Below are 22,765 nucleotides of genomic sequence, written 5' to 3'. Positions count from 1 at the left end.
AAGAGGGTGGGAGGCGTTAGTCAGCCGGTTCGACGAGTAGCCGCGAGCGCATCTCGAGGTGGAGTGCGCTACAGAAGAACGCACAGTAAATCCAGTAGACGCCGGGCTTGTCGGCCGTGAACGTTACTTCACGCGTTTCCTGTGGTGCGATTTTGACGTTGATGTCGTACTCCGGAATCGCGACCGAGTGGAGCATGTCCTCCGTTTGTTCGATGTTGGTGGTCCTGATCGTGACCGCATCACCCTCCTGAACGGCGATATCCTCGAAGCTGAAGTAGTTGCGCTGGCTGTGCATCTCGACGTGGACCCGGTCTCCATCACGCTCGATGAAGTTGTCCTCGTCGTCCGTCGAGATGAAGTCCAACGTGAGATCGTCGGGGTCGTACACTGACGCGGGGTCGAGCCTGTCAGCCCGGACGATCGAGGCGTCGTGTGGCTCGGGGTAGGCAGGGGTGTCTTTGACGAGTTCCATCCCGGCGTCGTCGTCACCGATGTAGAACAGTTGGTCGTTCTCAGGGAAGACCGGCCCAACGGGAAGGAACCGGTCCTTCGAGAGTTTGTTGAGGACGATCAGCCAGTCTCCCTGTGGGTCGCCTGTGTAGGATTCAGCGGCGATCAGGTGGCCGGGACTGTAGTGAACCTCATGTTTCTGGATAACCGGATCTGCGGACCCCATCTCGGCTTCGACGGCTGCATCGATATCCCACTTGACGACCTCGGAGTCGACGAATAGTGTCGTGTAGGCGTGCCCGCGACCGTCGTAGGCGGTGTGCAGTGGCCCGTTTCCGACGTTTACCCGTCCAACGATAGCATCGTTGGGGTCGTCAACCTCGGTGAGTTGATCGATCTCGATGATCGTACACGTCGGATCGAGTTTCCCGGACGCGATTGCGTACTGTCCGTCTGGCGTCACACTCACCCCGTGGGGGTTCGTCGGCACATCGATGTACCGAACCAGCGGCTCACTACCGGTATTGAGCGGGCTGTCCTCGGTGCCGTCGACGACAGGGACGCCGTTGATCGTTTCGTACTCGCCGGCGTCAACTGCCGCCTCGATGCGCGGAATGTTGAACGCAACGACGTAGTCCGTGTCCGCCGCAGTCATTTCCGCCTCTGTGACGCCCTCTTCGCTGTTGTAGCTGGTCGTGAAGAACCACTCTCCGTTCTTTCCGGAATCGCCGTTATCGAGGTTGCAATCGACCCGCACATCCCACTCGTGGTCGAACGGGTCAGCCGACATCGCCGAAAGAGTCGATCCGTACTCGCTCGGGTCTTCAAGGTCGCGACCGTCGTTGGGGATCGGGACGCGCAGTTCGCCAACACCAAAGATCAATCGCGTATCGGGCATCAGCGCGCACGCACCGTGGGTCCCCTGCTGGTTCGGTAGATCGATAATCGCGTCCGTTTCGAAGTACTCGAGGTCGACCCGAGCCATCCGACCGTTAGCCTTGTCGTTGACGAACAGCCATTCGCCGTCGTACTCGTTGTCCGTCTGGCTCACTCGAGGGTGATGAGTGTCTCCCCACGTGTAGCCGCCCGCATCCTGCAACATATCGTGCGTTTCATCGTCGAACCCGTAGCCGCGTGCGCTTTCGACGTTGAACACCGGGATGCGCATGATTTGGCGCATCGACGGCACACCGTAGACGCGGATATCACCGGAATGTCCCCCCGAAAGGAACGCATAGTAGTCGTCGAGCTCACCGGGTGGGACCGAAGCGTCGACGTCGGCCGCTGCCGGCATATCGTCGCTGTCGAGCAGACCCGTACAACCCGCCAGTGAACTCATCGCACCGGCCGCGGCCCCTGCTTTCATGAAATCTCGGCGTGGGATCCGTGCAAAGAGAGGATCCCGATCATCTACTGCGGTGGTCTCGGTCGATCGACCGTTGGTGTCGGATGCGTGTGTATCTGTCATTGTTCTGGTGTTGACCAGACCGTCGTTCGTTCAGTTCAGGTACTGTTCTGTCCCCAGCACCGTCTCGCTACAGATGACATTCGGGGAAGTGCGATGTTAGGGGTGGTCCAGATTCTCGATCAGCAGTAAAGGGCGGGAACACGTTCGGCCAAAACGGTATCCGCGATGAACCGCTACGTTTCTAGCTGCAATTCGACTATATTTCCAACAGCAGTTAATCGATGTTCTGCCTGCTGCCCTCCTCTCAGTGTAGACTGACTGCTGGCATTTCGTTTCTCATCGCTGGTAGTCGTGGGGTGTTCGTATTTGGACACCTCATCGAATCACGAGAGACTCCAAATCGCAGCGATTCTCTGTGCCAGTGCTGTCACCTCCCTCACGATGAGGTGGCTGGTACGCATGCATATCTTGCCGCCAGTGCAGCAGAACAATCGGTCGCAAAATCGTCCGTAACTCAGTCCCTACGTTGGGCCATCGAATAGCGTGCCTCGCACGCGAGTACTACGAGTATCCGAGTACTCTCATGCGTTCGTGTTCGAGTGCTACATCGCCTTCGCGTTCGGACCGACCGCATCGACTGCCTCACAGAACAGTCCAATCCCGAGTTCGATCTCGCGGTGACTTGAGTCCAGCGGCGGGAGCAGCCGAATCGTCTTCTTGCCACAGCCGAGGGTGAGCAGGCCGCGCTCGAGTGCTGCTTTCACGACCGCGTTTCGGCGCTCGGTGGTGTCGAACTCGACGGCGAGCATCAGGCCTTTGCCGCGGATGTCGTCGACGTAGTCGGGTGTCTGGTCGCGAAGAAGTTCTTTGGCCTGTTCGCCGCGGCGGGTGGCGTTCTCGAGGAGGTCGTGTTCCGCGATGGCCTCGAGGGTGAACGTTCCCATCATCGAGCCGAGGAGGTCGCCGCCGCCGAAGGTAGAGCCAAGGCGGTTCTTCTCGCTGGGGAAGATGTCCGACCGGGAGATGGTCGCCCCTACCCGAAGTGCCTTCGCGCTGGCGATGACGTCGGGTTCGATCGGATAGTGGTCCGACGCCCAGATTTCGCCGGTACGGCCGATACCGGCCTGGATCTCGTCGACGACGAGCGGGATGTCGTACTCGTCGGTTACGTCTGCGACCTCCTGCATGAACGTCTCGCTGGGGAAGCGGTAGCCGCCGACGCCCTGGATCGGTTCGAGGGTCAGAAACGCGATTTCGTCGGGGTCGATTCGGCCGCCTTCGGGTGCCAGCATGCGACGGAGCTGTGAGGTCTCACCCGCAAAGAAGCCGCAGTCACAACTGTCGGCCTCACAGCCGCGGTCGGCGCAGAACGGGATCGTTTCGATACCGCTGAGCTGTGGATAGTGACGGGTGTAGACCTCTTTCGACTTCGTAATGGAAAGGGTCCCGAACGTCCGCCCGTGGAAGCTGCCCTCGAACGCGACGCCGTACTTTGCGGGTGCACGGTAGTCGTGGGTGATCTTCATCGCGTTTTCCATCGCCTCGGCTCCGGAGTTCGAGAGGAAGACTGTGTCCATGTCGTACTGACTCGAGATGTCGGTCAGTTTGTCCATGAGGTGACTCGAGCCGGGGACGTCTGACTCCTCGGGTGTCGGGCCGGCACCGAAGTACATGTCCTGGCCGGCGATCTTCATCGGTTCGACGAGGTCGAACTCGCGGAGTTTCTCGGTGAGTTTCTCGTTGTTGTAACCGAGCGGTGCCGCGCCGATGTGGCAGGTAAAATCGAGCAAGACGTTGCCGTCGACGTCGGTGACGAAGGGACCGTCAGCCTCGCGGGTGATGTCCCAGACGAACTCGTGGGAGTACTCGCTGGGGGCTGCGTTTGTCCCGTGGAACTCGACCCACTTTTGGGCGTTCGGGCCGGGATATGCGTCCACGTCCGGTTCCGCACTGTCTCTGTCCATACACAGATTGTGTGTATGGCATAAATTAAAACTTGTTATGGATTGCGGAACACTCCGGGTGAGCGGGGTATTGTTCCGGAATTTACGTCGATTTCAGAAGCGGGATGGTGGGTTCAATAGCAACTAAAGCAGGGAGAGTGCGCTAGTCGTCGCCAGGTTCAGCGGCCGGCGTCGGATCGTCACTGGTTTGGTCTTTGGTGGATCCGATCAGCACGGTTTTGTCCTGGAGCAACACCCGTCCTCTGGTAGCGCTGAAGTTCTTGATCAGCGAGAGCATGGCGAGGAAACAGACGATCGCGAACGGTGCGCCGGTGATGACGACCGCCTGCTCGAGTGCGCCGGCACCGCCCTCGCCGCCGAGGATCATCAAGATTGCAGCGGTCATCCCGAGGACAACACCCCAGAAGATGCGGTTGATCGTCGATGGTGACTCCTTGCCGCCCGTCGTCATCATCGAGACGGCGAGCGTCGAGGAGTCAGCCGACGTGATGAAGAACGTCGTGACGAGGATCATAAACCCGAAGATCAACACGGAACCGACTGGAACGGCGAACTCGGCGATCCCGAGGTCGACCGAGAAGGTGAGCGCTTCGAACAGGATGAAGCCGGAGACTTCTGCACCGGCATCACCAGCGATCACGGCACCGAAGTCTGCGATCCCGTTGTGCTCTGCCCACACCGCGGTCCCGCCGACGAACGTGAACCACGGAATCGTCGCTGCAGAAGTCGCGACGATGCCGGTAAAGGCGACCTCGCGCACGGTTCGGCCCTTGGAAATACGGGCGATGAACAGGCCGGCGAACGGCGACCACGAGAGCGCCCACGCCCAGTAGAAGACGGTCCAGTCTTCGACCCAGCCAGTGCCGCCTTCGGCAGCGCCCGTGTAGAGGCTCATCGCGGTGAAGTCTGAGATCATTCCACCGACGGCCTGCGAACCGAGCAACAGCAGGAACATCGTTGGGCCGACGATGAACGTCACGACCATGAGCAGGACGAACAGGCCCATGTTGAAGTTCGACAGCCGGCGAATGCCCTTGTCGATCCCGAGAACCATCGAGATCGTAAACAGGATCGTCATCGTCGTTACCACGAGGAGAATCCCCGTATCGCCGAAGTTGAGCCCCCACTGGTAGTCCAGTCCCGTGACGAACTGACTGCCAATGAAGCCGAGCGAGGTCGCGACGCCGCCGATCGTCGCGAAGACGGCGAGGATGTCAATGATCTTCGCTAGCGGCCCATCGAGGTTCTCCTTCCCCAGGATTGGGGTAAGTGCGGAGGAGACGCGGAGTGGAACGTTGTCGTAGTTGTACGCGAAGTAGCCGATCGCGATGCCCATGATGGTAAACACCGCGAGCTGTGGCAACGCCCAGTGGAACAACGTCTGCTGGACGGCGAGCGGAATCGCCTCGCTCGTGCCACCCTCGACGCCGAACAGCGGATTCGGATCGGCGTAGTAGAACAGCCCCTCAGTCGGCCCCCAGAACACGACACCTGCGGCGAAGCCGGCCGAGTACAACATCGCGAAAAACGACAGGAAGCTGTACTCCGGATCCTCGTCGCCGAGTTTGATCTTCCCCCACGGCCCCACGATCAAGAATAGGAGGAAGACGACGATCAGGAACACGATCACCAGCAACGCCCAACTCATGTAGCTGAGCATTTCACCCTCGACAAGGTCGATCGCTTGCGCGACGGCCTCTCGGTTGACGAAGAACGCCACGATCACGCTCACCGTCAACAGTGCACCGAACGCGAACACGACCGTGTCGAGTTCGTTTACGAACCGCTCAATGGCGCTCCCTTCACTTCCGCTCATCGCTATCACCTCGATTCGAGCGGTATACCGCCGCTGTTTGTAACCAACCCCCGGTACCGTGCGCCATGTTGAGCGATGGCATACCAGTGTGATTGCTGGTATCATGCATAAATATTTCCTTTTCGTAACCAACATACACAGATTACGTTTATCCAGAACATCACCTGTCGGAGTGGCTACACTGTGAACAACTATACGGAACGGTCACTTTTGTTCCCACTTTTCAGCAGACGAACTCTACTTGCCTCTAACTTGCACGATCTATACACTCATACCCGGTCTCAGAACAACACTGTCCACAGCGGTACCGGGATCTACTCGAGTACCCGGTCGCCATCGCGGTCTAGTCACTCCGCTCACAGCAACTCGCTGTCAGTGGCGAACCGCTGTCCCGCGGATCGACGCCGCTGGCCGGACTGCGTGAGGGAATCAGAAATCGTGTGTGCTGGTCTCGGAGGCCTGTTTTCGAGAGACGAACGACTCGCTATCGACCGTGCCGGTGTGAATCGACAGCGATCATATGGCCCGTTGTCGTTCTGTACTGGTGCCCGCTGGCCCGTACGGGTGATTACCGGTAAAACGCTCCACCACTCCGTATTTGTTCAGTTCGTCAACTCCTCGAGTTTGCGCTCGCGCTCCTGTGCGCTCTCTTCGACGTTACTCGAGTACTCGTCGAGTCGGTCCTTGATGTGCTCGCGGGCGGTGTCGGGGGAGAACTCGTCGGACATGGTTAGCAGGCGGACGAACGCGCGCAGTTCCTCGTCGGTGAGTTCGGCGAACTCCTCGTTGTCCAGTTTTTCGATGACCTCGTCGACGTCGATCTGGCCGACCGGATCGACGTTGAACTCGACGTTGACCATGCGGTAGTTCGAGCCGGCGAGGCGCTGTTCGGCTTTCCCGACGCCTTCCGAGAGCATGTCCTTGAACGGGGTGTGATAGCCCATCGTTCCGAGGTGGAGGAACGCGAGCATGTCCGTAATGCCCTGCGTGTAGGCGTCGCGGTCCTCGTTGTCGGGGTCGAACACCGTCTCTCGGTCCCGTTCTTCCATGTACTCGAAGAGAATACTGAAATCGAGGATTGCGTTCCGAACGCGCCGTCGAATTCGGTTTCGCTTCTGTTTTTTCGAGTGGTCGGTGTAATCCGTCTTTCGTCCCAGAAGGAAATCGCGGTCAGACGGGGTGAGGATCCCGCGGGGCCGATCCGAATCCGCTGCCGTCTGTAAGGACTCCGGCACGTCGTCCTGGCTCATAGAGGATACACGGAGAGCCCGCGAATTAATCCTTCTGATCCGGCTAACATGACTGACAGAAGACAGGTGGATCAGGGCTGCTGGTGTGTACACTCCCGGATCGCTTCGGAGAGCACAGTCACGCCGATTTCGAGACTTGCTTCGTCGATATCGAACGTCGGCGTATGGTGGTTCGTCGGGTGGTCCGTCCCGATGAGGACGTAGGACGCGAGTCCGCCGTCGTCCTGTACGCGTTCCATCAGGTAGGTGACGTCCTCGCTGACGCCGAACTCGGTCGTTCCGATCACCTGGTTGACGCCCTGTGTTCGCCGTGCGACGGCGCTGACGAGGTCTCGCAGCGCCGGATCGCTGTCTGCCCGCGGCGACTCGCTGATGACGCGCGGGGTCACGTCGCAGTCGTGCATCTCCGCCGCTGCGTAGAGGACGCGCTCGAGTTCGGTTCGCATGTACTCCATCAGTCCGGTGGTCTCACCGCGCACTTCGGCTTCAATCGTGAGCTCCTCCGCGATGACGTTGCTCGCCGTTCCGCCCTCGATGTAGCCGACGTTCACTCTGGTCATCCCCTCACTGTGGCGGGGGATCGCGTAGGCGTTCTGGATCGCCGTTGCGGCGGCCTGCATCGTGTTCCCACCCTCGTTCGGTGCCTTTCCGGCGTGGGCGCTCGCTCCCTCGAAGGTGGCCGTCAGGTGGGCCATCGCCAGCGGCTTCTCGATGCCGGCGACGATTTCACCGGTCGGGTGATCCAGCCCGATGTGTGGCGCAAACAGGTAGTCAACGTCGTCGAGATAGCCGCTCTCGGCCATCGCCTTCCCGCCGCCCGAAATTTCCTCTGCGGGCTGGAAGAACACTTTGAGCGTCCCGCTGAAGTCGCTGGCTTTCACCGCCTGAATCGTGCCCAGCGCAATTGCAATATGTGCGTCGTGCCCGCAGGCGTGCATGTATCCCTCGTGTTCCGAGCGAAATTCCTTCGCTGCCGGATGGTGGTCGTTGGCCGACGACTCCGTCATCGAAATCGCGTCGAGGTCGACGCGCAGCCCGACCGTCGGCCCCTCTCCTTGCTCGAGGACCGCGATCGCACCGGTGTAGCCGCCGGCAGTCTTCTCGAGTACGTCCTCGCGCACACCCGCATCGCGCGCTCGCTCGAGCCACGGCTCGAGTTCCGCCTCGGGCGGAACCGCCATTCGTTCCTCGGTGGCGAGCGCGTCCCGGCCGACTGCGATTTCGTCGACGCCGAGGGACTCGAGTTCGGAGACGACGCGGGCGGTCGTTCTGAACTCGCGCCAGCCGGGTTCGGGGTGGCGATGGAACGCTCGTCGCAAATCGACGACGCGGGTGTGCACATCGGTAGCCATCGTGGTGGCGTCTACGAACAGTGATCACTTAATTGTGGTCGAAAATCGCGTACGCCTTCAACATGATCCACGTTCGATTTACTTGCCCTCTCCTCGACTCTCGACTCCGACTGTGCGATGTCGGCACCTGTCGGCTAGCGGCTCCTTCAAAATACAGTGACGGATACATGTGATTCTATCCGCTATGCTTTACCATACCACTGCTGTAGCTGTGGGTGTGATGCTTCCCGACAACGATCCGCTGCGAACCAAAGCCGGCGTCGACAAGATGGAAGAGACCGAAATTCCGATCGGCGAGCCACACGACTCGACCGAGCCGAGCTACATCATGTGGCGCTGCCAGAACTGTGGCGAGATGGGGGAACTCGAGGAGGACCTGCCGGACGAGTGTCCCAACTGCAGTGCACCGAAGGAAGATCTGTACTACTGGGAAGAAGACTGATCACTGGGCCAGCTCACGGTGAACGGAGCGCCAATACACTGATTCAAGTACACACCGTCCGCGTATGCTGGTGTGCCCTCGGACTGGACTCCCAAGACGACGCTCAAACGGTTGCGGACGCAGATTGCCTACAACGACGAGCGGATTTTCTTTCGCTTCAACTGGGCGCAGCCGGACCCAGGCGGCTGGCTACACGACATGCTCGTCTATCGCGACGGTTCCTGGGAGCGCTTTGCCGAGCCGTCGCCGTGGGTCCCACGCCGCAGTGACGAGGATCACACCGGTTTCTACGAGGACAGGGTCAGCTTCCTTCTCGATGACGGCTCCGTCGAGGGGTTCGAGCAGTTCGGCGGCTGGCTGACCGCACACCGCGGCATGCGAAGTCTGCCCAGCGAAGTCCCGCCAGAGACCGTGCAGAACCACGACCACTTTGGGTCCGAGGGCCTCGACAAGACGGACATTCGAAAGTATATCCCGCAGGCCTGTGCAGGCGAGTGGTGGGAAAATGACTGGGAGACGATTCGCCCGCAGGCCGAACTCGAGCAGCTCAAATCCGACGGCGTCTTCCTCGACCTGCCGATGTGGCGAGCCCACCGCAGCAACCCGAAGGGATACGGCACGGACCACCACATCCTCGACTACCGTCACAGCGACCAGGGACAAAACACCTACACGACCCAGTCGTGGACCCCCGACGACGGCCCCGAACTCATGTGGGATCCGGCGGTCGTCGACGGCGGCGCGCTCGACTACCACGAGATCCGCGACGGCTCCATTCCAGACCAACAGGACGGGACGTACGCACTCGAGTTGGACGACGCAGTCGAATACGATCCGTCGGTCGCCGAGTGGGAGGGCGCGATGATCCCGCGCCGACCGCTCCAGGAGCCACACGGCAGCGCGGCGGACTGGCGAGCGACCGGTACGTGGGCCGACGGCGAGTGGACCGTCGAGATGTGGCGCGACCTGCAGACGGGCCATCCCGCAGATACGACCCAACTCGAGTCGGGCGAGGTCTACACGTGGTCGCCGGCGATCCACCACAGTGCGGGAAAACGCTGGCATTGGGCCGGCTATCCGTACAAACTGGGTCTTGGCGTAGAACCAGAGTATTCGGGGTCGCAGTACACCGAGGGGACGGCCGAACTGGTCGCCAGCGAATTCAGTGGTGAGACGCCGTCGTGGTCGTCGATCGAGACGTATACGATCCCGCTCGTCTTCCCGGGAATCCTCATCTGGGACGATCTCGTGGACGCAAACCATCCGCGCGCCGCGGACGTTCGTGACGGAACGGTTACTATGTGGGAGCTGTACGAAAACGACCCCGAGACGTTTCTCGTTGCCGAGGAGTGCTGACGAACTGGTATGAACGCTGGTCTGTCAGGACTACTGTAACAATAATCTCTTAGTAACCCCCAGTTCACCTGTTCGTATGGCCCAACAGCAAGCCGAGGTTGCCGGCCCGGTCGACGCCTTCCGGCAGTTCTTCTCGCTTCGTCGGGACGTGTTGGTGCTCTCGCTGGCGATGTTCGCGTTTAGTCTGGGGTTCCAGATGACGAATCGGTTCATTCCGGACTATCTCGTCTATCTGGGCGCAGGCGGCTTCGTCGTTGGTCTGTTTGCAACCCTCGGAAACGTCATCGGCGCAGTGTACCCCTACTACGGCGGGGTCGTCTCCGACCGCGTCGGTTCGCGATACGCGCTGACAGTGTTCGGTTTCCTCTCGACGTTTGGGTTTGTGATCTGGCTCGCTGCCGCGTACGTTCCCACTGACTTCGGTGTGATCACCGTCGAGCCGTGGGTCTGGGTCTTCGTCGGCCTCCTGCTGGCCCAGTGCTGGAAATCGTTCGGCATCGGCGGCCACTACGCCATCGTCAAGCAGGCGACGGAACCCAGCCAGCTGGCGCGTGGCTTTGCCAGCACGGAGACCTTTCGGCGGACGGCGTTCCTGATCGCGCCGCTGATCGTCGCCGTGCTCGTGGTCGACGAACTCATGCCGGGCTTCCTCTGGGTGCTCGTCATCGCGATTATCTTCGCGCTGCTTGGCACGATTATCCAACATCTCCTCTACGAAACTGATCAGGACACGCTCGGCAAGGAGTTCCAGGGCGTCAGCCAGGTCGTCGACGACCTGCGGGCGCTGCCGGACGAACTGCGTCCGCTGCTCGTCTCGGACGCATTAGTTCGGTTCGCCAACGGCATGGTGTACGCGTTCTTTATTCTCGTGATCACACTCGAGATGGGGATCGGTCTCTCGCTCACGCTCCCCGTGATTGGCGCAATCGATCTCTCTCCGGCCGCGTTCTTCGGCGTTCTCCTCAGTATCGAGATGTTCGTCGCGCTGCTCACGATGGCACCGGTAGCCAAAGTCGCCGAGTACACCGGCCTCAAGCCGGTCGTCGCACTCGGGTTCTTCGTCTACGCAATCTTTCCAGTCATGCTCATCTTCGCACCGCAGGACAACGCCTGGGTACTGATTGCATTATTCGCCTTCTCCGGACTCCGGTTCGCCGGCCTGCCGGCTCACAAGGCGCTGATCGTCGGCCCCGCCGAACAGGACGCAGGCGGCCGCGTTACCGGGTCGTACTACCTCGTACGTGGCGCGCTCGTCATCCCGAGCGGTGTGCTCGGTGGCTTCCTCTGGGAGTTCGTCACGCCAGAAGTGTCATTTACCGTCGCTTCGATCATTGGGCTGATCGGTGTCGCTTACTTCCTGCTCTACGGCAAGGAGTTCGACGCGTACCAGTAGCGCTAGTCGCCTTTTTGTGTTGCGCCTCTTTCGGATCCGCTTTCGCAGCAGCCCGTTCCGACGTCCATCACGTTTCGATGGCGTCGATGACGGTCTCATCGAGTTGCTTGGCATCGGTGAACACGCGTCGACTGAGCAACAGCGTGTTCGCAACGACGGTCAATCCGCCAGCAGCGAAGATCATTAACATGACTGCGAACTGGTACTGAGCGGCGTAGATCGGATTTGCGCCGGCGATGATCATCCCAGCCATCAGGCCGGGAATCTTGACGATTCCGAGGCTCTTGATGGCATCTATCGTCGGAATCAGTGCTGCGTAGACGCTCGTCGAGACGTATTGGGTGATGGCCTCGTCCGGCGATGCACCGACGCTCAACAGTGCCTCGATCTCCGCACGGTTGGACGCGACTTCGCCCGTGAACCGATCTAGCGCCAACGAATTCGTCTGCATCGCGTTAGCGATGATCATGCTCCCGATAACGATGAGATCTTCCACCGTCATTTCGATCGCTCCCGCGAGCGTCATCGCCACGATCGTCAACCCCGCTCCGAATCCGATCGAGATGACTGATGTCCGAAACACGCCCGGGAGCGCCACTCCACGTTTGTACGAAATCCACGCCGCTACGAAGATCATGACGACGAGCACGATACCCGCCCACGCGAGGTGTGCCGCCAGCAGAATTCCGATAACCGCCCCCGCGGCAACTACTTGCACCAGCCCTCGAACGGTGGTCGTGACAATTTCACGCTCGAACCCCAGTTGACGAAGGTAGACGACCCCCAGAACGATCGCCGTCAGCGCTACCGCAATAGCGATCTGGACGAAACCGGTGACGATAACCGGATCGGCCGCGTGCTCGAAGAACGTCTCGAGAGCGGTCCACGTCATCCAATCACCTCCGCGGGGGTGCCCTCGTCAACCACTCGTCCATTTTCGAATTCGACGACCCGGTCGGCGAGTCGTTCGGCCTGTGCGGTGTCGTGCGTGACGAGAATACAGGTCAGGTCGCCCTCCCGAATTAGTTCGCCGAGTAGTTCTTCGATCTGCGCTTCGGTTTCCGTATCGAGATGTGCCGTCGGCTCATCGAGCAACAACACCTCGGGATCCACATAGAGCGTGCGCGCGATGGCAATACGTTGGCGCTCGCCCCCGGAAAGGTCGTCCACATTCCGATCCCCGTACCCGGAGAGGTCCATCCATTTGAGGAGCGTCGTCGTCAGTTGATCGTCGATCGGTTCGTCCCGTATTCGATCGCTAATCCCAACGTTTTCACGAACGGTTCCGGGTTGCAGCGCAGATTCCTGTGGAATGAGCCCGATTCGACGGCGAAGCTCCTCCGGTTCGAACTCGCGATACTCGGTGCCGTCGAGATACACCGTTCCTTCGGTGGGTTCGTCGAGTCGATTGAGCAGCCGAAGAAACGAGGATTTGCCCGCACCTGATGAGCCGATGATCGCGAGCACCTCCGATTCGCGAACGCGAACCGAAATCGAATCGACGATGGCTTCGCCCGCTACGACCCGCGTGAGAGACTCCGTTTCGAGTTTTTGGGCCATCTTCTGGCGACCTATTCTCCCGCGCTCAAAAGCCACTGTGGTCAGATTCGTGTTCATACGTCCATGTTCTTTTATATAATATGGCCACTGCTCCCATGTTGAACTCGCACTCTCAATCCGCTCGTCGACGCTGCCAGCAATCGGAGAGGCCGAGTGTTAGCCCGCTGAGCGGACGTCCCGTATCGATTCCGTGAACGTTGATTCGTTCCTTGTTTCGGTTTTCAGCGGCGCTGTGTGCGTCTTCTTCGTTCGTCGCTCCGGGGAGAAAGCCAGCACCGCCACGCGGCAAAAACGGTCGCGGCCGGCTAGCCGAGATACGCGGTTGCGTCCAGTTCGACACGCACGTCCTCTGGAAGACGTGATACCTCAACACAGACGCGTGCCGGCGGCTCTTCGCCGAACTGCTCGCCGTAGGCTTCGTTGACCCGCTCGTAGTCCTCGAGATCGGTCAGATAGACCGTCACCTTCACGACATCGTCGAGGCCATCACCGCCGGCTTCGTCGACGACTGCTGCAATGTTCTCGAGTACCCGCGTGGTCTGGTCCTGAATATCGCCGTCGACGACGGCTCCGGTTTCAGGATCGACGGGGCCGTAGCCGGAGACGTAGAGGGTGTCGCCGGCCCGGACGCCCTGGGAGTAGGGGTTGTCACTGCTCGGTGCATCGTCGGTTTCGATGGGTGTTGTGTTACTCATCGTTAAGCGCTAGGTTCTGCGTTCAGGCTGTCTGGGCCGCGTCTGCGGTTGCGTGTTCGATTGCGTCGACGATCACGTCGAGCGCCGTCTCGGCGAGGTCGTGCGTGAGGACGAGCGGCGGGAGCAGGCGAAGCACGTTGCCGTGGCGACCGGCCGTCCAGACGAGCACGCCGTGTTCGAAGCAGTACTGCTGGATCGCGTCCACGACGTCGCTGTCGGCTGTGCCGTTCTCGTCGACGAATTCCGCGCCGATGAACAGTCCCTTGCCGCGGATATCGGCGAGCTGGTCCGTCTCGTCGGCGGCTTCGTGGAGACGCTTCTGGATGTACTCGCCGAGGTCACGCGCGTGGGCGAGTAGGTCGTGTTCCTGGATGTACTCGATGGCTCGCGTCCCGGCACGCATGCCGACGACGTGGCCGCGGTAGGTGCCGGCGTGGTCACCCGAGCCCCAGGTGTCGAGTTCTTCTTTGTACATCGTCGCCGAGAGCGGGAAGCCGACGCCGCCAAGCGCCTTCGCGGAGGTCATCGCGTCCGGCGTTACGTCCTCCCAGTCGCTCGCCCACCACTGGCCGGTGCGGCCGAGGCCGCTCTGAATCTCGTCGAAAACCAGCGTCACGTCGTTGTCGTCCGCGATGTCACGGAGCCCCTGCAGGAAGCCCTTCGGCGGCGTGACGATGCCGCCCTCACCCTGGATCGGTTCGACAATGATCCCGGCTGGATTCGCGAGGCCACCGTAGGGATCCTCGACGATCGCCTGGACCTCCTCGAGTGCGTGGTCGACCGCTTCCTCGGGCGTCTTTTCCTGCCGGAACGGATGTGGATACGGTGCGTGGACGACGTCCGAGAGCAGCGGCGCGTAGTGTTTCTTTAGCTTCGTGTTCGAGGTGACGCTCATCGCCCCGGTCGTCGCGCCGTGATAGGAGCCGCGGAAGGCGATGAGTCCGTCGCCGTCGGAGTTGTACTTCGAGAGCTTGATCGACGCCTCGATGGCGTCGCTGCCCGTCGGGCCGCCGAAGACGACCCGGTTGTTCCCCTGCAATCCGCTCGGGGCGATCTCGTCGAGTTTCTCGATCAACTCGAGTCGGGCGTCGGTCGGGAAGTCGACGGTGTGGACGAACTTGTCGGCCTGGTCGTGGACGGCCTCGAGGACGTAGGGGTTCGAGTGGCCGACGTTCAACACGCCGATGCCGGCGAACATGTCGATGTAGGTGTTGCCGTCGGCGTCGCGGACGGTCGCACCCTTTCCTTCTTCGAACGCGATGGGGATGTCGTTCGGATACGCGACCGCACTGCTGTCTATTTCTCGTTGCTTCTCGAGGAGCGATTTCGTCGCCGGACCGGGGACGGAGCCGACGTCCGGCGCGTCGTCGAAGTGTAGCTCGTCGATCGGTGGTCCTGCTGCCATACCGCATCCCAGGTGAAACAGCTACTAATAATTTGTCCACAATATCTATGTTTACTGTATACAGAAATCGAATATGCAGCAGGTGATGTCCGTCCGTCGCTCACTGCACGCACTCATCGCGACTGGTCGACTCAGACTGCGACTCGGTCCGCAGTTCGTTGCCTGTCGAATTCAACCGAGAGTAGCGGCCATCCAGTTGTATGGTCTCGTTTACCAGCCACTCCAACTGAAACCGTCCACAGCTTTAAGCAGCGCTCCGTCGGGAGTGAGTCGTGAGTACGATGGACGACAGCCACCAGCAGCCGTCTGCGGAACTGCACGCCACCGACGAGGTGGACGACCGCTTGCAGGAGATCATCGACGAATTCGACTGCACGTCCGGAACGCTGCATCGACTCGAGGACGGAACCCTCGAACTCGTCGCCGCGGTCGGCATCCCCGATCCAGTCCTCGAGCGTATCGGTTCGATTCCGGTCGGAAAGGGCATGGCCGGGCTTGCAGCCGAGCGCATGGAGCCAGTCGACGTCTGTAACCTCCAGACGGACGACTCCGGCGTCGCTGAGGCCGGTGCCCGCAAAACGGGGATGGAGGGCTCGCTTGCTGCGCCGCTTCTCAGTCCGGAGGGGGCACTCGAGGGAACCATCGGCGTCGCCAAACCCGAGCAGTACGAGTTCACCGACCGGGAACGCGACCGATTGCTGGAGCGGGGGACGGAACTCACACAGCAGCTGTAGTCGAGCGCAACCGATTCAACGCCCGCTCAAAACTCGGTAACGACTTCGATACCTCGCGTCTCGTACTCGCTCATCGCGGCGAGCCGATCAGAGACGTTCTCGAGTGCAACGCGATTCGTGACGAGCTGCTCGGGTTCGAGCGTGCCCGCGTCGATGAGCCGCAGGAGTTCGTCGTAGCGTGAGGGTGGCATGCCGCGGGAGCCGACGACGGTCACGTCCCAGCGGGCGAGTTCGTCGATCGGCAGCGCAACCTCGCCGCGTTCGGCGTCGGTAGTCAGCCCGACCTGAACATGTGTCCCTCGAATCCGCAGGCAATCGACGCTGTTCCGGCAGGTCTCGGCGCGGCCGAGGGCGTCGACGGAGACGTGTGCGCCGCCGTCGGTTCGGGCCTTGATTGCGGCGGGGACGCCTTCCTTTTCTCCTGTCCCGTTTTCGAGTTCCGACGCGTCGATCGTCACCTCCGCGCCGAGTTTGCTCGCCAACTCGAGTGGTGCCGTCCGAATATCGACGGCGAGCACGCGAGCGCCGAGTGCGGCCGCGATCTGGATGGCGGCGAGTCCGAGGCCGCCGCAGCCGTGGACGGCGACCCAGTCGCCGGCGTCGATGTCGGCCCGGTGGGCCAGCGCGTGAAAGGCCGTGACGTACCGACAGCCCAGTGCGGCGACCGCTTCTGTAGAGACGCCGTCCGGGAGCGTGACGGCGTTGAAATCCGCGTGCGGGACGTGTATCTGCTCGGCGAACGCGCCGGGAACGCTCGATTCGAAACCGAGCGCGTAGCCGTCCTCGCAGACGTTTCCGTGGCCGTTACGACAGTAGTAGCAGGTTCCGTCTCCCAGATTGAACGGCACGGCCACGCGGTCGCCGACGGCGAGTTCGTCGACGCGCTCGCCGACCCGTGCGACTCGGCCCGCGGGTTCGTGACCGAGAATCTGGCCGATCGGTACCTGGTCGTCAGCCCACTCGCCGTGGCCCTGCCAGGCGTGCCAGTCGCTCCGGCAGAGGCCACAGGCCTCCACGTCGACGACGACACCATGCGGGTCGGGCGTCGGTGGGTCGACCTCCTCGATCGAGAGCGGTTCGCCGTAGGACTCGAGTACTGCAGCGCGCATGCGTACGTCGTCGCGTTGGGGTGAGTTAACGTATCCGGACTCGGAGCGTGGCAGTGGCTCGTCAGGGTATCGTGCAAAAATAACAGATGCCGAAACCGGGCCGAAGCCGAGAGTTATGTCCCAGGTGTCGCGTTACTCGGCGACGACGGATTCGAACACGTTCGTCGCGTCCGCAGGAACGTCGAAATCGTGGTAGTTCTCGCCCTTCGTCTTCGAGAGGATGTTCAGCGCGGCCGCGGCACCGTCGCCGGCGGAGATGACGGCTTGCCACTCGTCGACGCGAACCATCGCCCCTGTCGCGTACGCGTTCTCGACGCTCGTCTCCATCGTCACGCCGACATCAACGACGTCGTCCTCGAACTCGCAGCCAAGGTCCTCCGCGAGGTCGCGGTTGGCACCCGTCGCGAGGACGACATAGTCGACCGCGTACGTGCCATCGTCCGCTTCCGTTTCGACGTCAAAGCCGTCGTCCGTCTCCGTGACACTGGTGACTGCCTCACCCTGATTTCGATCGACGCCGAAACTGTCGACCTGTTCGCGGGCGGTCTCCATGAACGCCGAGCCGTCCTGTGAGCCGATTCCCAGGTAGTTGAACAGGTGTGCCTTGTGCATCCACGTCTCGTCCGTATCGAAGAGAACGGTGTCGAGACCGTTCTTCTGTGTGAAGAGGGCTGCACTGAGTCCGGCGGGACCGCCGCCAACGACAGCAACGGTTGCGTCTGATTCGCTCATACAAGTAGTCGTTATCGTTCGACGGGTAAATACTCACAAGCGACACTCGAGTTACCCCGTGACAGCGGTGTCACCTGCCTCCCGTGTGCTTGCTGTGTGGTATCGTGTGATGTAACGTAGCGCAGTGTAGTGTGGCACTCAAGTGCACCGTTTGCTGTCGGTAGTCGACCTGCCAGCACACACCGTAGTATCCATTTCCTCTAGGGTAAATATGACTACAGCCCCTTCCTAACCCATTTCAATCAGAGCCTTTATAATTGATCGAGAAAGTTGGGATAACAAACAATTCGTATGAACGTCTACGAGGGGAGCGAGTGTCGGTCACATCGGTGGTGGGCTCGAGTCCACCGTCAGCATCGATGCCGGTGGTCAGTTCCAAGCACGATGCCCGCTGTCGATCCCGATACGTCGTCTGACTGTCGCTGTGCTATCGGCTCATCGTACCGGCGATGGCAGGAGGTGCAATAACAGTGATGCTGCTGCAATCACTTCGATCATTCATCGGTAGCGGGATCCGAAAGCGGCTGTATCCGGTTTTGCTCGTTGTCGGCTGTGGGATCGCGTTCGGACTGGTTACGATCGCCATTGGGCGTCTCACGGGACTCACAACGCGGGTTCCGTCGACGTCACCGCCGGTCGTCTCACAATCGCTTGGTTCCGAGACGGTGCTCTTTCTCGTCTCGTTCGCCTGCAGTGTGCTCGCATGTGTTTGTCTGCTTCTCTACCGAGCAAATCGAGCGACGATCGACGCCCACTGGCGACAGTACTCGACCTGGGCCCAGTCGGTGATCGTAGGCTGTCTCTGTGCCGTTGTCGCCGCTCTGGCGCTCAGTTCGCTGACGCTCGTAACCGAGCTCACGGCTACTGCCGTCGTTCTCACCTTTCTCGTCACCTGGCCGCTTGCGGCCGGCCTGTTACTGCTACAGGATCGACGGAGTGCAACCGCTGACACCTCGTTTTCGTCGGTCCGGACGGGCTATGCGCATACGAAGGGATTGGAGAGTCGAACTCTCTCCGTCATCGTCGGCTTCTCGGTCGGTGTTGCAGGCGGTGTCGGTCTCTGGTACGGTGGAACCTGGTACAGCGGTCACGTTCCGCTGGCAGCAGCGGTGACGACTGCACTCGTACTCTGGATCGGAACGACGATTATCGTCTATAACCGGTACGCGGCCGCAACGAGTGCACGAACTGAACTCACTATCGTTGCGCTCAGAACTCCCGACTCTCGGTCGACGCGCGAACTCGCCATCAGGAACGATTCTGCTTCAGCGATCGATCTCTCGGAGTCTCGCATCCGTGACACCGAGTTCGATCTGTATCGACTCGGCGTCAACGTTACACTCAAGCCGGGTGCCGTCTGTTCGTTCGAAATCCCCGAATCGTTCTCGATCGAACCGAACGACGATTCTGTTGCGTTGCCGCTTGGCTACAGTCTCAAACGAGGGGGTGAAACACCGACGCTTCTGACGAAAACGGGGACGATCTATTCGCTCCAGTGGTCGGTCACTGCTCCAACAGACGAGGGCGAACCGACTACGACGGGGCGCTCCGAACCGATGACCGGCACAGCGACGAACTCGTTTGAATCAGCAACCGACCCCACAGCAGGAAACTCCGAGGGGGAGCCACCCGTTGCTGGCACAGCACCACGTGAGTAATGATTCTTGTGCCCGACAGTAGAAGCAATAATTAATATATTTCGAGACATATACTTATATAATACATCCCAGATGAAACGGTTGTCTTTCGGCGTCCAATCCGGACAGTGGACCCAGCTGCGGAGGCCTGCTCTCGATGACTGACCCATCACTACCGACGATCGAACCCACGGTACGCGATATCACCGAGAGAGCCGACAACAGGGCTCCCCACGAGATGCGAACGAACCTGACGGCACGGGAGTCGACACCAACTCGAGGAGGAACCGATCGAGAGTCACACAGACCTCACAGACTGCACAGACTGGGGATCGATGGTCTCGACCGTCGACAGCGACCGATTGGAACGCTGGATCCAGCACGGCTCGGCGATCGGTTTGCACATCGGATTCTCACTCGTCACGGTGCGCTCGGTCTCGTCTTTCGTCACTCCGTCCCCCTTCACCACCATCGTGGCCCTCACAAACACTCTGCCCACGGACACTCGCCCCCCACTGGCGCTACTGGACTCGACCGAGAGCCGACTACGCCGACAGGCCCTCCGTCGTTTATCCACGAGAACGACGCTGCAGCCGTGTCCACAACTCGTGAGACAGTCGTCTCGCCTTCGGGGGTTGCTGGGACGAGACCGGATGCCACCAGCCCATCCGAGCGCACACCTCATTTCCGGTGGACGTTCTCTGTTGACGGCATTCCAGCCGATCCGACGGTCGCTCCCACCGGCGCTTCAACCTGGCTAGCTGAGTCGATATCACCGGTCGGAAGCGCCCCTTCACACAATACGACTGCGCCAACGCGAAAGCGTGTGGCAGCCACAGGGAGCGACTTTGTCGGTCTTCAGACACCGCTTCACAGCACTTCCCGGGTCCACGATGACGACGATAAAGCCTCCTCTGACGCTCATGTCGCTCCGGTTCCGGCACACACACGGGTCGACGCCGTTCGAGTCCGGTCGGGAGACACCCAGTATCTGCCTCAGTCGGAGCCACACCGACTACCCGGTTCCGCTCGTTTCACACACACGCGCTCGTCGGCCGACCGTATCAGCGCCTCCGTCGGACGGTCAACTCGAGTAGATGTCCACTCTGTACCGACCGAGCACTCGATGCCGACAGGCGACCGGACCGGTCGTCCCTTCGACCGTCCGCCTGGCGGTGCAGGTTCGATAGCACAGCTTTCGCTCGTTCGGTCGGTGACAGGACAGCACCACATCGATCTGCCGACAGGGAAACGCGCTGTTCGATCGTACTCGCGGGTGCAGCCGATAGATGACTCTCCGGCTGACGATCACGTACGAACACCTCGCCGTTTCGTAACTGCTGGGTCACCCGGTCGTGACGGTGTCGAGCCAACAGCGGGCAGCGGTGGGACCGCAACTGCGTCCACAGCCGCTGTCAGCACAATCCAGCCCCGCACGACGGTGCGGGCAGACAGAGCGGGTTCAGCCGACCGGTCCCGATACTCGAACACTGCACGGTCAGTACGTTATCCTTCCGTTGGCGAGTCCGACTCGCTTGTGCCGACCTCGTCTCGCCGAGTCCCAACTGGCGATTCGCTGCGTACGCATGTCTCGCGTACCCGGTCCCAGCAGCAGTTCCGTTTCCGCGGTGAACGTTGGTATCGGGGCGATCAACGCAGCCTTTCGGGGCCAGAATCCGTCGATGATAGCACCTACTCTGTTCAGACCGGTACCGATCTGAAACAGGTGACTGCAGGCGGTTCGACTCGCTCTCTGGCCTCTGCTGGTGATCTACCACCGCACGATGGTGCGGAAAGACAGGGCGGGTGGAGCGCACGTCCGGCTATCACTTCGGTTTCCCAGACCGAGTCACTGTCGTCACGTACACAGTCCATCGGACCGGGCCGCAGTCAACAGCGCTCTGCAGCGCCGACTCCGTCGGTACCACGCCGGGATCGTTCGATCACGACAAGCGATGACGAAGTTGGCGCTGATACGGGCGACATCGTCGGTACACGAGACACAACTGGCGAGAGACAGAACTCGGCCGGCCCGGCTGGACGACACAGCTTGGACGCTGGGAGCACCGTCCTCGCGTTCGTTCGCCGTGGGAGTACGACGACGGGGGCGATCAGCCAACTTGCTTCTTCTCGTGTGTCTCGTTCGTTTCACATCTCCCGCTCACCTCGCTCGTCCCCCTCGTCGCGTCCACCGCAACCGGTCTCGCAGTCACGTACACTGGATTCGGAACAACCCAGACGCCTCACACAGCGGCCGGTACAGTCCAGAGGACCGGACGACTCGCAGGGGCAGACGCCGACACAGGCCCGATTACACACACCGGATGCGAGACCACCGACACCAGATACTGCCGTGACTGCTGCAACGCCAGCAACCGACAGTCGTCGCTCGGTCACGGTCAACTCGAGTGGACCACCAGCAGCCCGTCTGACCGCTGACGAGACGAGCCCGACTACCCACGCAGATTCGGCGTCCGTGCCTGTCTCGGAACTGATCCACACTGGCGGTCACGAATTCGACTATCGGAACGGTTCTCCGCACGGTTCGTTGGCTCCAACTCGGACTCAAACCCCAGCTCCGACTCTGACCTCACCTCCAACCCAAACGTCAGAGACCTCTTCAACTCACACTCACACTCACAGTCACACGTCGAACACCCCACTCTCTGGCACTGCTCGCACAGCCGACCCCACTCGAGTCCGATCCGAACAGACTCGACCCAGTGGACGCACGTCATCTCCACCAACTCGAGAACAACGTGCTGAGTCGGGTACAGACGCGCGGCAGTCCACTGCTGAAACGGCCACTACGGATCCGATGACGGCCCGTCTGCCATCAGTACTCCACCGACACCAACTGACAGCGGCACGGATGCCGTCGACCGCTCGCTGGACTGACCACGGTAGTCGTACTGGTCGTGAGCCACAGTCGACTATTGGTTCCCCCCAGCACGCGATGTGGTCGAACCACAGCGCCAACCGCTCAGCCGCGACAACAGAGAGTGCCAGGTTCGATTCACGTCGGCGTCGAGCCTCAGAACCTGGCTGGTCCGGCGACACCCGATCAGCCTCCAGTAGTTCTGCACGTCTTCCTGATACAGCACTCGGTAGTCGATCACAGGAGGCAGTGGTGGCTCCCCATCAGCGCGGTGGCGACCCCAGCAACCGACAGGCTGCCAGGAACCGATTCGGTACTGGTCGGCAGACCTCTCTCAATACACACTTCGTTCGACAGCCGTCGACTCCCAGTCGATCGACCGATTCTGTGTCCCTTCGCTCCTCGCCCGAACGGATGGGTGCCTCCTCTCGTGAGGTAGACGAGTTAGACGAGTCAGGTACGTCTGGTGAGTCAATCAAATCAATCGACGCTGACGAGGTGAGAACTGACTCGACTATCACTTCTCGTTCGTCACAGCGTGTGCCGCCGCTGATGGGGAGAAAGTCGTCTACGACGCAACCGAC

At 60.9% G+C, this 22,765-nt stretch carries 16 protein-coding genes; 5 read left to right on the top strand and 11 right to left on the bottom strand.

Annotated elements, in window-relative coordinates:
• Positions 1 to 16: 16 nt before the first annotated feature.
• The 5 genes from nosZ to C483_RS09160 all read right to left on the bottom strand — a co-directional run bounded on the left by nosZ (position 17) and on the right by C483_RS09160 (position 8,240).
• A complete protein-coding gene (gene nosZ / locus C483_RS09180) occupies positions 17 to 1,918 on the bottom strand; it encodes a TAT-dependent nitrous-oxide reductase (protein WP_006653081.1) in 1,902 nt (633 codons plus the stop codon).
• A gap of 542 nt (positions 1,919 to 2,460) precedes the next feature.
• Positions 2,461 to 3,822 (bottom strand): class-III pyridoxal-phosphate-dependent aminotransferase, encoded by a 1,362-nt coding sequence (locus tag C483_RS09175; protein ID WP_006653080.1) that lies wholly within the window; start codon positions 3,820 to 3,822, stop codon positions 2,461 to 2,463.
• 142 nt (positions 3,823 to 3,964) lie between these two features.
• Positions 3,965 to 5,638: a BCCT family transporter gene (locus C483_RS09170; protein ID WP_006653079.1), complete on the bottom strand. Its 1,674-nt coding sequence runs from the start codon at positions 5,636 to 5,638 to the stop codon at positions 3,965 to 3,967.
• 602 nt (positions 5,639 to 6,240) lie between these two features.
• The gene (locus C483_RS09165; RefSeq protein ID WP_006653078.1) at positions 6,241 to 6,888 is read right to left on the bottom strand and encodes a hypothetical protein; all 648 of its coding nucleotides are present in this window, start codon (positions 6,886 to 6,888) and stop codon (positions 6,241 to 6,243) included.
• A gap of 71 nt (positions 6,889 to 6,959) precedes the next feature.
• Positions 6,960 to 8,240 carry an amidohydrolase gene (locus C483_RS09160; RefSeq protein WP_006653077.1) on the bottom strand — a complete coding sequence of 427 codons (1,281 nt, stop codon included), beginning with the start codon at positions 8,238 to 8,240 and terminating at the stop codon, positions 6,960 to 6,962.
• Positions 8,241 to 8,460: 220 nt separating this feature from the next.
• Between C483_RS09160 and C483_RS09155 the strand changes: the two genes are divergently transcribed.
• The 3 genes from C483_RS09155 (at position 8,461) to C483_RS09145 (ending at position 11,431) form a co-directional block, all read left to right on the top strand.
• A complete protein-coding gene (locus C483_RS09155) occupies positions 8,461 to 8,682 on the top strand; it encodes a DUF7130 family rubredoxin-like protein (protein ID WP_006653076.1) in 222 nt (73 codons plus the stop codon).
• Positions 8,683 to 8,754: 72 nt separating this feature from the next.
• Positions 8,755 to 10,038, top strand: a complete 1,284-nt coding sequence (locus tag C483_RS09150) for an ethylbenzene dehydrogenase-related protein (RefSeq protein ID WP_083860417.1) — start codon at positions 8,755 to 8,757, stop codon at positions 10,036 to 10,038.
• A gap of 76 nt (positions 10,039 to 10,114) precedes the next feature.
• Entirely contained in the window at positions 10,115 to 11,431 is a 1,317-nt protein-coding gene (locus tag C483_RS09145; protein WP_006653074.1) for an MFS transporter, read from the top strand.
• A 67-nt stretch (positions 11,432 to 11,498) separates the two neighbouring features.
• Here the strand turns inward: C483_RS09145 and C483_RS09140 are convergent, their stop codons facing one another.
• From C483_RS09140 to C483_RS09125, 4 genes are all read right to left on the bottom strand, one after another.
• Positions 11,499 to 12,323 (bottom strand): ABC transporter permease, encoded by an 825-nt coding sequence (locus C483_RS09140; RefSeq protein ID WP_006653073.1) that lies wholly within the window; start codon positions 12,321 to 12,323, stop codon positions 11,499 to 11,501.
• Positions 12,320 to 12,991 (bottom strand): ABC transporter ATP-binding protein, encoded by a 672-nt coding sequence (locus C483_RS09135; RefSeq protein WP_006653072.1) that lies wholly within the window; start codon positions 12,989 to 12,991, stop codon positions 12,320 to 12,322. Before C483_RS09135 ends, C483_RS09140 begins: the two co-directional genes overlap by 4 nt.
• 305 nt (positions 12,992 to 13,296) lie before the next feature.
• Positions 13,297 to 13,686, bottom strand: a complete 390-nt coding sequence (locus tag C483_RS09130; RefSeq protein ID WP_006653071.1) for a Rid family detoxifying hydrolase — start codon at positions 13,684 to 13,686, stop codon at positions 13,297 to 13,299.
• 22 nt (positions 13,687 to 13,708) lie between these two features.
• On the bottom strand, positions 13,709 to 15,091 hold the full coding sequence (locus C483_RS09125) for an aspartate aminotransferase family protein (protein WP_006653070.1): 1,383 nt from the start codon (positions 15,089 to 15,091) through the stop codon (positions 13,709 to 13,711).
• Positions 15,092 to 15,372: 281 nt separating this feature from the next.
• Here C483_RS09125 and C483_RS09120 point away from each other — a divergent pair, with 281 nt between their 5' ends.
• Positions 15,373 to 15,825 carry a GAF domain-containing protein gene (locus C483_RS09120; protein ID WP_006653069.1) on the top strand — a complete coding sequence of 151 codons (453 nt, stop codon included), beginning with the start codon at positions 15,373 to 15,375 and terminating at the stop codon, positions 15,823 to 15,825.
• 26 nt (positions 15,826 to 15,851) lie between these two features.
• Here C483_RS09120 and C483_RS09115 read toward each other — a convergent pair whose 3' ends face one another.
• Both C483_RS09115 and C483_RS09110 read right to left on the bottom strand, forming a co-directional pair.
• A complete protein-coding gene (locus C483_RS09115; RefSeq protein ID WP_006653068.1) occupies positions 15,852 to 16,934 on the bottom strand; it encodes a zinc-dependent alcohol dehydrogenase family protein in 1,083 nt (360 codons plus the stop codon).
• Positions 16,935 to 17,066: 132 nt separating this feature from the next.
• Positions 17,067 to 17,666 carry an NAD(P)/FAD-dependent oxidoreductase gene (locus tag C483_RS09110; protein ID WP_006653067.1) on the bottom strand — a complete coding sequence of 200 codons (600 nt, stop codon included), beginning with the start codon at positions 17,664 to 17,666 and terminating at the stop codon, positions 17,067 to 17,069.
• Positions 17,667 to 18,139: 473 nt separating this feature from the next.
• Here C483_RS09110 and C483_RS09105 point away from each other — a divergent pair, with 473 nt between their 5' ends.
• Positions 18,140 to 19,324 (top strand): hypothetical protein, encoded by a 1,185-nt coding sequence (locus C483_RS09105; protein ID WP_006653066.1) that lies wholly within the window; start codon positions 18,140 to 18,142, stop codon positions 19,322 to 19,324.
• The last annotated feature ends 3,441 nt before the right edge of the window (positions 19,325 to 22,765 follow it).

It is taken from the genome of Natrialba hulunbeirensis JCM 10989 (assembly GCF_000337575.1).
GTDB classification, from domain to species: Archaea; Halobacteriota; Halobacteria; order Halobacteriales; family Natrialbaceae; genus Natrialba; species Natrialba hulunbeirensis.
This window is presented reverse-complemented; position numbering and strand designations above follow the sequence as displayed.

What these genes read in the sequence shown, in the direction of transcription:
- C483_RS09165 (WP_006653078.1), bottom strand. Translation starts at nt 6,888, where the DNA reads ATGAGCCAGGACGACGTGCCGGAGTCCTTACAGACGGCAGCGGATTCG.
- C483_RS09120 (WP_006653069.1), top strand. Translation starts at nt 15,373, where the DNA reads ATGGACGACAGCCACCAGCAGCCGTCTGCGGAACTGCACGCCACCGAC.
- C483_RS09105 (WP_006653066.1), top strand. Translation starts at nt 18,140, where the DNA reads ATGCTGCTGCAATCACTTCGATCATTCATCGGTAGCGGGATCCGAAAG.
- C483_RS09175 (WP_006653080.1), bottom strand. Translation starts at nt 3,822, where the DNA reads ATGGACAGAGACAGTGCGGAACCGGACGTGGACGCATATCCCGGCCCG.
- C483_RS09160 (WP_006653077.1), bottom strand. Translation starts at nt 8,240, where the DNA reads ATGGCTACCGATGTGCACACCCGCGTCGTCGATTTGCGACGAGCGTTC.
- C483_RS09140 (WP_006653073.1), bottom strand. Translation starts at nt 12,323, where the DNA reads ATGACGTGGACCGCTCTCGAGACGTTCTTCGAGCACGCGGCCGATCCG.
- C483_RS09110 (WP_006653067.1), bottom strand. Translation starts at nt 17,666, where the DNA reads ATGAGCGAATCAGACGCAACCGTTGCTGTCGTTGGCGGCGGTCCCGCC.
- C483_RS09130 (WP_006653071.1), bottom strand. Translation starts at nt 13,686, where the DNA reads ATGAGTAACACAACACCCATCGAAACCGACGATGCACCGAGCAGTGAC.
- C483_RS09155 (WP_006653076.1), top strand. Translation starts at nt 8,461, where the DNA reads ATGCTTCCCGACAACGATCCGCTGCGAACCAAAGCCGGCGTCGACAAG.
- nosZ (WP_006653081.1), bottom strand. Translation starts at nt 1,918, where the DNA reads ATGACAGATACACACGCATCCGACACCAACGGTCGATCGACCGAGACC.
- C483_RS09145 (WP_006653074.1), top strand. Translation starts at nt 10,115, where the DNA reads ATGGCCCAACAGCAAGCCGAGGTTGCCGGCCCGGTCGACGCCTTCCGG.
- C483_RS09125 (WP_006653070.1), bottom strand. Translation starts at nt 15,091, where the DNA reads ATGGCAGCAGGACCACCGATCGACGAGCTACACTTCGACGACGCGCCG.
- C483_RS09115 (WP_006653068.1), bottom strand. Translation starts at nt 16,934, where the DNA reads ATGCGCGCTGCAGTACTCGAGTCCTACGGCGAACCGCTCTCGATCGAG.
- C483_RS09135 (WP_006653072.1), bottom strand. Translation starts at nt 12,991, where the DNA reads ATGGCCCAAAAACTCGAAACGGAGTCTCTCACGCGGGTCGTAGCGGGC.
- C483_RS09170 (WP_006653079.1), bottom strand. Translation starts at nt 5,638, where the DNA reads ATGAGCGGAAGTGAAGGGAGCGCCATTGAGCGGTTCGTAAACGAACTC.